General features: G+C 49.4%; 13 protein-coding genes. 6 read left to right on the top strand and 7 right to left on the bottom strand.

The features are described 5' to 3' along the window. Positions 1-2: 2 nt before the first annotated feature. The 6 genes from BZG23_RS03185 to BZG23_RS03160 all read left to right on the top strand — a co-directional run bounded on the left by BZG23_RS03185 (position 3) and on the right by BZG23_RS03160 (position 5,382). Positions 3-1,415, top strand: coding sequence for an FAD-dependent oxidoreductase (locus BZG23_RS03185; protein ID WP_077606127.1), 1,413 nt, complete (start codon positions 3-5; stop codon positions 1,413-1,415). A 138-nt stretch (positions 1,416-1,553) separates the two neighbouring features. Beyond that, a complete protein-coding gene (mtnN, locus tag BZG23_RS03180) occupies positions 1,554-2,249 on the top strand; it encodes a 5'-methylthioadenosine/S-adenosylhomocysteine nucleosidase (protein ID WP_077606126.1) in 696 nt (231 codons plus the stop codon). A gap of 12 nt (positions 2,250-2,261) precedes the next feature. Further along, positions 2,262-3,221: a cobalamin biosynthesis protein gene (locus BZG23_RS03175; protein WP_077606125.1), complete on the top strand. Its 960-nt coding sequence runs from the start codon at positions 2,262-2,264 to the stop codon at positions 3,219-3,221. A gap of 12 nt (positions 3,222-3,233) precedes the next feature. Further along, positions 3,234-4,082: a vitamin B12 ABC transporter substrate-binding protein BtuF gene (gene btuF / locus BZG23_RS03170; protein ID WP_108743700.1), complete on the top strand. Its 849-nt coding sequence runs from the start codon at positions 3,234-3,236 to the stop codon at positions 4,080-4,082. A 20-nt stretch (positions 4,083-4,102) separates the two neighbouring features. Next, positions 4,103-4,717 (top strand): TRIC cation channel family protein, encoded by a 615-nt coding sequence (locus tag BZG23_RS03165; RefSeq protein WP_046074211.1) that lies wholly within the window; start codon positions 4,103-4,105, stop codon positions 4,715-4,717. Positions 4,718-4,818: 101 nt separating this feature from the next. After that, entirely contained in the window at positions 4,819-5,382 is a 564-nt protein-coding gene (locus tag BZG23_RS03160; protein ID WP_077606124.1) for a flavodoxin family protein, read from the top strand. 63 nt (positions 5,383-5,445) lie between these two features. Here the strand turns inward: BZG23_RS03160 and BZG23_RS03155 are convergent, their stop codons facing one another. The 7 genes from BZG23_RS03155 to BZG23_RS03125 form a co-directional block, all read right to left on the bottom strand. Further along, positions 5,446-6,300: a tagatose bisphosphate family class II aldolase gene (locus BZG23_RS03155; RefSeq protein ID WP_046074044.1), complete on the bottom strand. Its 855-nt coding sequence runs from the start codon at positions 6,298-6,300 to the stop codon at positions 5,446-5,448. A 62-nt stretch (positions 6,301-6,362) separates the two neighbouring features. Beyond that, on the bottom strand, positions 6,363-7,511 hold the full coding sequence (nagA, locus tag BZG23_RS03150) for an N-acetylglucosamine-6-phosphate deacetylase (RefSeq protein WP_046074043.1): 1,149 nt from the start codon (positions 7,509-7,511) through the stop codon (positions 6,363-6,365). A gap of 1 nt (position 7,512) precedes the next feature. Continuing rightward, positions 7,513-7,947 carry a PTS galactosamine/N-acetylgalactosamine transporter subunit IIA gene (agaF, locus tag BZG23_RS03145; RefSeq protein ID WP_046074042.1) on the bottom strand — a complete coding sequence of 145 codons (435 nt, stop codon included), beginning with the start codon at positions 7,945-7,947 and terminating at the stop codon, positions 7,513-7,515. A gap of 63 nt (positions 7,948-8,010) precedes the next feature. After that, the gene (gene agaE, locus BZG23_RS03140; RefSeq protein ID WP_046074041.1) at positions 8,011-8,868 is read right to left on the bottom strand and encodes a PTS N-acetylgalactosamine transporter subunit IID; all 858 of its coding nucleotides are present in this window, start codon (positions 8,866-8,868) and stop codon (positions 8,011-8,013) included. Continuing rightward, positions 8,858-9,631 carry a PTS N-acetylgalactosamine transporter subunit IIC gene (gene agaW, locus BZG23_RS03135; protein ID WP_046074040.1) on the bottom strand — a complete coding sequence of 258 codons (774 nt, stop codon included), beginning with the start codon at positions 9,629-9,631 and terminating at the stop codon, positions 8,858-8,860. Before agaW ends, agaE begins: the two co-directional genes overlap by 11 nt. Before the next feature lie 24 nt (positions 9,632-9,655). Next, positions 9,656-10,129 carry a PTS N-acetylgalactosamine transporter subunit IIB gene (gene agaV / locus BZG23_RS03130; protein WP_046074039.1) on the bottom strand — a complete coding sequence of 158 codons (474 nt, stop codon included), beginning with the start codon at positions 10,127-10,129 and terminating at the stop codon, positions 9,656-9,658. Positions 10,130-10,140: 11 nt separating this feature from the next. After that, entirely contained in the window at positions 10,141-11,319 is a 1,179-nt protein-coding gene (locus BZG23_RS03125) for an SIS domain-containing protein (RefSeq protein ID WP_077606159.1), read from the bottom strand. Between the last annotated feature and the right edge of the window lie 4 nt (positions 11,320-11,323).

Raw genomic sequence — 11,323 nt, 5'->3', positions numbered from 1 at the left:
CCATGAGCCAGAACATCTATCAGTTTATTGATGTGCAGCGCATTGACCCGCGCAAAAAAGCGATTGAAACGCGCAAAATTGAGTTCGTTGAAATCTATGAACCCTTCACTGAAAAAGAGGTGTCAGCACAAGCGGATCGTTGTCTTGACTGTGGCAACCCCTACTGTGAATGGAAGTGCCCAGTGCACAACTATATTCCGCAGTGGCTCAAGCTCGCCAACGAGGGTCGGATTATAGAAGCGGTTGAGCTGTCGCACCAAACCAATAGCCTGCCCGAGGTATGTGGTCGCGTGTGCCCACAAGACCGTCTCTGCGAGGGTGACTGCACCCTCAACGACGACTTTGGCGCCGTCACCATCGGCAATGTCGAAAAGTACATCACCGATAAAGCCTTTGAGATGGGCTGGAAGCCTGACATGTCACACGTTGAGTGGACAGATAAAAAAGTCGCCGTGATTGGTGCCGGCCCAGCAGGACTCGCCTGCGCCGATGTACTGGTCCGCAACGGGGTAAAACCCGTGGTCTTTGACCGCTACCCAGAAATTGGGGGCTTGCTCACCTTTGGCATTCCATCTTTTAAGCTGGAAAAAGATGTGATGCGGCATCGTCAGCGTGTCTTTACCGAGATGGGGGTTGAGTTTCGCCTCAACACCGAAGTAGGTAAAGATATCGACATGCAAACCTTGGTCGATGACTATGATGCGGTTTTCTTAGGGGTTGGCACCTAYAAGTAYATGCGTGCAGGSCTSGCYAATGAAGAKGCRCCYGGCGTCTTTGATGCSCTGCCCTTCTTAGTCTCCAACACCTATAAGGTGATGGCACTGGACAACGCTCCACCGTTCATCGATATGGCGGGGAAACGTGTCGTGGTGCTTGGAGGGGGAGATACCGCGATGGACTGTGTCCGTACCTCGATTCGTCAACAAGCCGCCAGTGTCACTTGTGCCTATCGTCGTGATGAGGAAAACATGCCTGGCTCGCGCCGTGAGGTCAAAAATGCCCGCGAAGAAGGGGTGAACTTTATGTTCAACCTGCAACCGTTAGGGATTGAAGTCGACGGTAATGGCAATGTTAGCGGCGTCACTGTGGTGAAAACCCAGCTCGGAGAGCCTGATGCTGCGGGTCGCCGCCGCCCAGAGCCAATTGAGGGCAGTGAGCATGTGCTGGAAGCGGATGCGGTGATCATGGCCTTTGGTTTCCAGCCACACGCGATGGAGTGGCTAGAACCTTACGATGTCGCCCTTGATGAGCGCGGACGAATCCAAGCGCCCGCAAAAGGTGATATCTTGTACCAAACTACGAACCCCAAAATTTTTGCCGGGGGCGATGCGGTGCGCGGCTCCGATTTGGTGGTGACAGCCATTGATGAAGGTCGCAAAGCAGCAGAAGGCATCATGGACTACCTAGAAGTATAGCGCGGGCGACGCTCCAGCGGTATCGTCCGACATCGTTCACGTAGACATCGATGCTATCTATCCAGAAGTGCCTCAAAGGAGGCACTTTTTTATTGCCTCATGTACACTAACGGCATTTACACGAACAGGATTATCAGCATGAAAATCGGCATTATTGGCGCCATGGAACAAGAAGTCACTCTACTGCGCGACAAGCTGGAAAACAGCGCCACTCACCAAGAAGGCAGCTGCACCTTTTATACTGGCACTTTGCAAGGCCATGATATCGTGTTACTTCAGTCTGGCATCGGTAAGGTTGCTGCTGCCGTTGGTACCAGCTTGCTGCTATCACAATTCAAGCCTGACTGGGTGATCAACACAGGGTCGGCCGGTGCGTTTGAGCCCTCACTCAATCTGGGTGATGTGGTAGTGTCTTCCAAAGTCTGCTATCACGATGCGGATGCCACTGCATTCGGCTATCAAATGGGACAAGTGCCGCAGCAACCGGCGGTCTTCGAGTCCGATGAAGCATTAATGCAACTCGCAGAAAAAGCAGTGGACAGCCAAACACATGTGGTGCGTGGCTTGATCTGTACCGCCGATACCTTTGTGCACACCGATGCCCACCGCCAACATATCTATACCCACTTCCCAGATGCGGTGGCCGCCGAAATGGAAGCGGCAGCGATCGCGCAAGTGTGTGCCCAGTTTGCCACGCCTTTTGTGGTAGTGCGCGCCATCTCCGATGTCGTGGCAGAAAAAGAGTCACCCATGACCTTTGAAGAGTTTCTGCCGTTAGCGGCCAAAAGCTCATCGGCCATGGTGGAAAACATGATCGCAATGATCGACGCCTGATCACTCAACCCCATGGATGATTTGCTCAATCCGCAACAATGGATGATCTACGCCGCCGACCAAGGCCGCTTATGGGCGCTGTGGTTGGCGGTATTAGTGCACTGGCTACTCCCATTGCCCAGTCAATACTCTCCGTTTCAATACTGGCGACAGTATGCCGACTTGCTCGCGAGCCAAGTCAACAAAGATACTGACCCTAAGCGCCAGCGTAAGCTTGCCGGTGCGCTCGCCTTAATGTTGATGGGTGGCACCCTCGCCATTTTTTTAATCGCCACCCGAGAGCTCGTTTGGTCGCGTCCCCTGTTCGATGCCATATTACTCTGGCTCGCACTTGATTGGCGGCCAATCGATAAGTTTGGCCACACCATCGCCCATGCGATAGACCAACATGACAAGGGCGCAGCGCGCGCGTTGCTCGCCACACGCGTCAATCGTGAAACCGAGTCTCTGTCATTGATCGGAATAGGAAAAGCGGGCGCGGAAACACTGCTTCTTGGCACAGCGCGGCACTGTGTTTGCGTGATATTTTATTATCTGCTCGCAGGGGGTGTGGGTGCCTTGCTATACACAAGCTTGGTACACCTTCACCGCGTTTGGACCCCAAGCCGCTTAAGCTATTACCCGTTTGGGCTCGCCAGCGCCCGCTTATTGAACCTGTTGGATATAGTGCCAATGGGGCTGTTTGCTGTGATCGTGGCAATGAGCCGTCAACCTTGGCCACACCTAAAAACCGGCTGGCAGCAGGGCAGACGCTGGCGAACGCCTGGTTCAGGTTGGCTACTCGCGTGTGCAGGTAGTCGCTTCCAGCTCTCTCTAGGCGGCCCGGCTGTTTATCAAGGTACTAAGACCTTGAGAACCAAAATTGGCTATGGGGTCACCCCTACTTGTTATCACCTTTTATTGCTGCGCTTGAAGTTAACCCACAGTGTTTTAATCTGGCTCGGGTTATGCTCCTTGGTTTTAATCGTTTAAGGACACTGATTGATGCCACGTTTTCGTGCCCTTTGTACCCTTTTTCGCTTGCAAGCCTGTTGGCTTGTCTTGGCCTTAACATGGATGCCTTTTGCTCACGCCACTCCGTTGCGAGTGATTAGTCTCGCCCCCCACACCACAGAGCTGGCTTATGCCGCTGGGCTTGGCCCCAATATGGTAGCTGCAAGTGCCTACAGTGATTATCCGCAGCCGGCTCAGTCGCTCGAACGCGTGGCCAACTATCGGGGAGTCAAACTCGAACGCATTATCGCCCTGCAACCGGATCTTATTTTAGCTTGGCGCGGCGGGAATCCGCCCAAGCCTCTGGAAACCTTGGCGGAATTAGGCTTTACCATCCGTTACCTCAACCCAGACACGCTCAGTGATATTGGTCAGTTTATTCGCGAGCTGGGTCATTATAGCGAGAGCCCAGACATCGCCACACGCAATGCTAACGCCTTTGATCAAAAGCTGGCGCAATTAAACGCCCAGTACCGCAGTGCAGAGCCCGTTCCCTACTTTTACTTACTCAGTGACACGCCACTGATGACCGCCAGTAACCGAGCCTGGCCGAGTCAGTTATTTCGGTTATGTGGAGGGAAAAATATCTTCGCCGACAGCCCCGCCGCCTATCCACAAGTCAATATGGAACAAGTCATCACACGTGCCCCCAAAGTGCTTTTCCACACAGGCGAGCAGCTACCAGACAGTTGGCATTCAATGGCTGAGTTGCTGCCTAAGGCGACGCGCCAGTTTACTTGGTCACTTAACCCGGATTGGCTGACTCGCGCGACCCCTCGTGCATTAAACGCCGCCGAGCAAATTTGTACCGCCCTCGATGAAGTCCGTCAGGCACAATAGGATTTAGCATGACTCAGACCATGATTTTGTATTTATTCGACTTATTCGGTACGGCCGTGTTCGCAATTTCCGGGGTGCTGGTGGCGGGCCGTCTGCGTATGGATCCCTTTGGCGTGGTCGTTCTCGCCTGTGCAACCGCCATTGGCGGCGGGACAGTGCGAGATATGGCGATGGGCGCCACACCTGCGTTTTGGATCACCGACACCACCTATATCTGGGTGATTTTAGCCACCTGTGTGGCCACTATGCTACTTATCCGTCACCCTCGTCGTCTCCCCTGGTACGTGCTGCCTTGTGCCGATGCCATTGGGTTGGCGGTCTTTGTGGGTATCGGTGTCGATAAAGCCCTGAGTTATGGCGCATCTCCCTTGGTAGCGGTGATCATGGGCGTGATCACCGCGTGTGGCGGCGGCATTATTCGTGATGTGCTCGCGCGCGAAGTACCTATGGTGCTGAGAACAGAAGTGTATGCCACTGCCTGTATTGCTGGCGGCATCGTTCATACGCTCGCCGTTCAAGTCAGCCCGGGCTCTGTCACTGCCTCTATTGTGGGTATGGTCACCACACTATTGATTCGCTTAGCGGCGATCCGCTGGCATTTGTCCTTGCCACCATTCGCGCTAGACAGGTCTTAAAAGCCATTATTGGGACAGTATGCCGAGCCTGAATAGACAGCGGTTGAAATTTAGACAACACACCCTAAGGTCTGACGTACAGTCTCAGTAAAGGAGCCACTATGATCAGCATTGCCATTATTTATCATTCTGTCGACGATCATACTCATGCGCTAGCCACCACGATTGCGGAAGGCATTCATGCCGGCGATGCCGAACCTGTGGTTTACCGCATTGAGCCAGACATGATTGAAAACGGACGCTTTGTCGATGACAAGGTGTTTGAAAAGCTTAAAGACGTTGATGCGATTATCTTCGGTGCGCCCACCTACATGGGTGGACCAAGCGCCCAGTTTAAGGCGTTTGCCGATGCCTCTAGCCCCACCTGGGAGCGCCAAGACTGGCGAGGAAAGTACGCGGCAGGCTTTACCGTAGGCACCTACCCAGGAGGTGACCAGCCACAGACACTGCAGTATTTCCAAACCTTAGCCAGCCAGCATGACATGCTGTGGTTAAGTCTGGGTCGCGCCAACATAGGGGTGGAAAAGATTAATCCAAGTGGCACAAGCCTTGGAGTGACCGCACACACGCCAGACGATGATCAACCTAACGAAGCCTGCCTACAAACGGCATTTTATCTTGGTCAACACATGGTACGTGCACTAAAAGGCGTTTGGCACACGTAATCGGATATTCATCAATAAAAAAGCCCTCGATAAATACGAGGGCTTCTAACACTGACATTTCAGCTAGATACGATTAGCGCTGCCACACATCTGTATTTTTTTCTCGACAACATGGCGCATTGCATTCATACCTGGAACTAAGTACTGCCTAGGGTCACTCGCGTCTGGGTGCGAGCCAAGATAAACTTTCATCGCATCAGAAAACGCAATTTTCAGCTCTGTGGCAACGTTTACCTTACACACGCCTAGCTCTATACAATGCCTCACATCTTCATCCGAAATACCAGATGCACCATGCAACACAAGAGGAATATCAACGCATTTATGAATCGCTTTTAACCGTTCAAAGTCTAAGTTAGGCTCTGATTTGTATAGACCATGAGCCGTTCCAATAGCAACGGCCAAAGAGTCAATACCTGTTCGTTCTGCAAACTCTCTAGCGGATACAGGATCTGTAAGCTGAGCATCTTTTTCATCAATGACTAAGTCGTCTTCTTGCCCGCCTAATAAACCCAGCTCGGCTTCAACACTCACTCCCAGCTTGTGGCAATACTCTACGACTCTTCTAACTCGAGTGATATTCTCATTAAAAGGATAATGCGAAGCATCTATCATCGCTGAACGAATACCTGCGTTAACCTTCGTTTGAATATCGTCTAAATCTTCATGGTGATCTAAATGCATCACAAGTGGTAACTGATGTTTCCTTGCCGCCGACTGGCAAATTGATATCAAATAGTCGACGCCTGCATGCTTGTATGTACCAGGAGTACCCGCAAGTATGACGGGAGAGCGTAACGCTGCCGCAGTTTCAACAATAACTTGCACCGTTTCAAGATTATGGATATTAAAGGCTGGCACCGCATAACCATTGCGCTGAGCATCTTTTAGCATTTCATGGGAAGAAATTAGATACATAACTGCTCCTTACAGCCTTAAATGACTGTACGTAAAAATTAATAGACGATTAGCAATCCGCGTTAATTAGGCCAAACCTGCTTACCATTAACCCAGGTCGCACTAACATCAAGACTCTCTGTTAACGACACGAAGCTTGCAGATTTCCCGATTGCAATACTGCCAAGGCGATCTGCAACCCCAAGAAGTTTTGCCGGTGTAATTGTTGCCATATTGATGGCATTTTCGAGAGACTCTCCCACTTCGTTAACCAGGGTACGCACTGCTTGACTAAGCGAGAGAGTGCTCCCCGCCAACCCGCCGCTTTCAGTACGAACAACCCCGTTTTTCATCATCACGGGCATTTCTCCAAGTAGGTATGGGCCGTCAGGCATACCTGCTGCCCGCATAGCATCACTGATCAAAACCAATCGATTTGGTGCACATCGACAACACACTTTCATGACAGCTGGGTGGACATGATGACCATCAGCAATAAGTTCAAGCAAAGCGCTATCGTGGCTTAACCCTGCACCTACGGCACCTGGCTCACGATGGTGAACACCTTTCATTCCATTGAAACAGTGCACAAGTCCATCAGCGCCAGCCTCCAATGCGCTAGATGTCATCTCGTAGTCTGCGGCACTGTGGCCCAACATGACATTTACCCCGCGGGACTTAAGATATTGAATGGCAGTTATTGCTCCCTTTTTTTCAGGTGCCAACGCAACTACTTTTAACGTGTTATTACTAATGTCTATCCAGTGACACAGCTCAGAAACGTCAAGCTCACGAAACAAAGACTCTGGATGAGCACCTTTGTTTTCAGGAGTAAAGTAAGGCCCTTCGAGATAGCCACCTAAAAGCTCCGCCCCATCAACCCCTTGAAAGTATGAATTTGATACTTGTTTAAGCGCCGCTTCTATATCTTCAAATGGCGCCGTCACTGTGGTGGCCAGAAAAGCCCCTACTCCTTGACTAGCCAAATAGGTCGATAGGGTATTCAATGCGTCATGATGGCCGTCCATCACATCAACACCAGCGCCACCGTGAACATGTGTATCGATAAATGCAGGCACCAAACGATCCACATCAAACTGATTGTTACCGATTGCTCCCTCATCACACGCCTTAATCGCGGTAATCACGCCATTAATAGCTGTCACGGTGCTGTTTTCAATCCAACCAAGATCGGTCAGCACCTTCTTGGCTCGTATCGATATTTCGGTCATTCTAGATACCCTCACATGCGCTCGTATCAGCTGCTTTTTTTTGCATCTCATCGGCAAGGCTCGTCATGCCTCTGTGTCCACATATCAGGGCTTGATAGCAAAATTCCTTGGGCGTTAACTCTTCTCTTTCCATCATCATTTCTAGAACTAATTGCAAATTTGCGCCCGTGATAACTTCAATATCAGCTCGAGGTATAGCCAATGTTGATGCCACGCGAAATGGACTTCCGCCCAAGAGATCAGTAATAAAAACCACTCCGTCACCTGAGTCGACCTCGTTAAGAGCCGCTACAAACTGCTGTTCTAGTTGTTGAGTCGTCGAGGAAGCAGGAAAGTCTATTGCGGCTACTTGGGGTTGATTACCCAGCACTTGCAACATCGCTTTTTCCATTCCACTAGCAAAACCGCCATGCCCAGTAATAATCACACCTAACATACTATTTCTTCCTATTCTCAGAGATATAGGGCTAATAAGAGGCCTTATTAGCCCTGTGCTAACTCATAGAAAGCCAGCAAACTTACCGACTACACCCAATATCACTGTCATAACGATTAAACGAATGGGGCTCCAACCTCGCTTGACTAATGCATACATAGCTAAGGTGTACACAAGTGGCAAAAATGCAGGCATTAACTTATCAATAACGCCTTCTTGCACTTTCACAACTGCGTCTCCTGCAGTAATTTCGAGTGTTGTGGAAAGCCTTACATAAGTCGCTACCAAAGCACCGATAACCGTCATGCCCACAATCGAAGCTGCATGACCAACTTTCTTGGTATTCGCTTTTATAAGAGGGATAGCTGCAACGCCCATACGGTAGGCATAATGTGCGAGTCCAAAACGGAGGCCAAAGTGAACGACATTGAACAGACAGAAGAAAACAACCGCCCCCATGATGGAACCTTGTAACGCTAAGTCAGCGCCAATTCCTCCACAAATAGGTAATAGCGTTAACCAGAACATCGCATCACCAATACCACCAAGCGGTGCACCAACGGCAATTTTTGTACTTTGAATACTATTAACATTCTGCTTCGAACGTTCCATGGCAAGCACGATGCCCATGACAAAAGTCACCAAAAATGGGTGGGTATTGAAAAAACCCATATGTCCTTTCATCGCTTTTGATAAATCAGAGCGATTGGTATGGATTTTTTTCAGTGCAGGCAACAAGCCATATAGCCAACCGGACGCTTGCATCCGCTCAAAGTTAAACGAGGCCTGTAACAATAAAGAGCGCCATGCCATTTTATTAATATCTGATTTCGTTAGCTCTGCACCGATGGATTTATCTTGATACTCATCAGTGGTTACGTCTTGCAATTGGCTAGCATCATTTTTTTGATTAGATTCCATCTTCAACATCCTCCGGCTGTACTGCCTGCGCAGGTTCGCTTTTGCGCATAAAATCAATCAAGGCCATAGCGACAGCTGCTGCAGCTATCGCTAACACGGGAAGCTCTAGCCAAGCAGCTCCTACAAACCCCAAAATAAAATACGGAACGTAGGCGTTCTTCATCATTATTTTCATTAGTACGGCAAAACCAATTGCCGGCATAATGCCACCTGCGACTCCTAAGCCATCGATCAATGTTTTAGGCAAAGCCTCTACAGCTACTTTCGCGTGCTCCGCCCCAAAGTAGATAGGCAGAAACGCCCATAGAAAATAGAAAGTGCCGAGTACAGCCAAAGCAAAGTAATTCACATGCTCTATGCCTTTGGTGTCAGCGTTATCTGCCATCTGGTCACACTTAGACATCATTGGTGCCATGGCAGAAAATAAGAAAGTGATCCCCATCTGCACAGCAACAGCAAACGGAACAGCCACTCCCACCGCCACATCAGCATCTACACCTGAAGAGATGGCAAACGTAGCGCCGACGATCGTACCAATAATCACATTGGGTGGCTGAGCGCCTGCCAATGGAGCAAGCCCCATCCAGACCAACTCTAAGGTCCCACCTACCAATATGCCTGTCTGAAGATCTCCAAGGATTAACCCCACGATCGGCCCTAAAACGACAGGCCGGTGGAAGTGTGTTAACCCATTAAACAGATCGAGCCCTGCAAAAAAGGCCAAGATCCCAAGCAACAATGCTTGTAGAAAACCAATATCCATCTTTACATCCTCACTTCTAAACGTTTATAGCAACGTAAAGACATCCGTTGCTGTTTCAGTTGGAACCCCTTGAACCTGACAAGACACACCTAGAGATTTCAGGGCACGTAGACTGTCGATATCACCGTCATCGACAGAAACAGTTTTGTGAATCTGACGTTTTCCTTCGGCATAGTGCATGTTGCCAATATTAAGTTTCTGAATAGGAACACCTCCCTCGATCAAAGTGACAAAGTCAGCAGGAGATTTAGCAACGAGAAGAATTTTCTGCCTATCTGCTGCCTTGCCTATGGTCTCAATCACTTTTTGTAAGGACCAAAAACGGATACCAATTCCCTCAGCCAGTACCATCTCCATTAGACTTTGCTGAATCTGATCATTAGCGACTTCATCATTGGCAACGATAACCAGGTTTGCTCCGGCAAATCCGACCCACTGCACACCGACTTGTCCATGGACAAGTCGCTCATCAACTCGACTTAAAACAATGTTTGGCATAGCGAATATCCTTAGTTCACTCTGTTGATCACATCAGCTTCAAAGGGGTAAATATTAACGCCCTGTACAACGCGGTTTACTTCTCCGCTTGGGCAAGGGTTATCAGGTCCTATCGCCAAATTCACCGAACGAAAGAAGGCATACATCTGTGCAACAAGTAGAAAGGGGAAACAAAGCGCAGCATCGTCAGCATCAAGAGCTTGTGGAACGAGTAAATGCTCTCCTTGTGTAATGCGAGGATCTGGCAAATCCGCGACAGCTATCACTCGGCGAGCTTGCCCATCGTTACGAAGTTCATGCAGCAGGTCTAAGTCATACTGACGTGTATACGTATCGTTAGAGATAAACACCATGACGAGGCTATTACTGTCGATCACAGATTTAGGGCCATGGCGAAATCCAACAGGAGAGTCATAACAAACCGATAATTTTCCAGCAGTTAGCTCTAGCAACTTAAGTGAGGCCTCTTGAGCAACACCTTGTAAGCTACCACTTCCCAAGTAAATAACCCGTTCACAAGGTTCCATGGCAATTTGAGCAATAATGTCTGATTGCTCTTTCAGTAAAAACTCGCAAGCTTGAGCTACTGATAGGAAGGAATTAGTCGTAAATCGGTTTGGCAGAAAAGCCGACAAACAGGCAAGCATCATACTAGTCAAACTGCTTGTCATCGCAAAGCCACGGTCATTGGTTTCTTCAGGCATCAATAGTGCAAACGTTCGCTTGTCATTTAGGCTACGCCGGTATAAATCACCATTCGCATTACATGTCACTACAAGGTGAAAACAGTCTTTAAGTTGATGGCTTGCAAGTTCAACCGCCGCAACGCTTTCAGGACTGCACCCAGAACGAGCAAAGGACACTAATAAAGTGGGACACGGCTCCGCAAAGTATTCGCTTGGATCAGTGACAATGTCTGTTGATGCAATCGCCTCTACACGACGTTGCATTTGACCACTCAAATAGGGAGCCAATGCTTTCCCAGCAAATGCAGATGTCCCTGCCCCCGTTAGCACAATTCTTAAGTCATTTAACCTCAAAATCGGCGCAAGAAAACCATCCAACTGAGTTCGTGATCCCTCTATGCTTGCCAAGGTTTTCATCCAACTCTGTGGTTGTTGGCAAATCTCTTTGGCTGTAGCTTCAGCTCGAATAGCCTGTAATGTTTGTGGGGTATAACCTAGGTACATCATA

It is taken from the genome of Salinivibrio sp. ML290 (assembly GCF_001995695.1).
Lineage (GTDB): Bacteria > Pseudomonadota > Gammaproteobacteria > Enterobacterales > Vibrionaceae > Salinivibrio > Salinivibrio siamensis.
The sequence above is the reverse complement of the archived record's forward strand: the minus strand, read 5'-3'. Positions and strand labels throughout refer to the sequence as shown.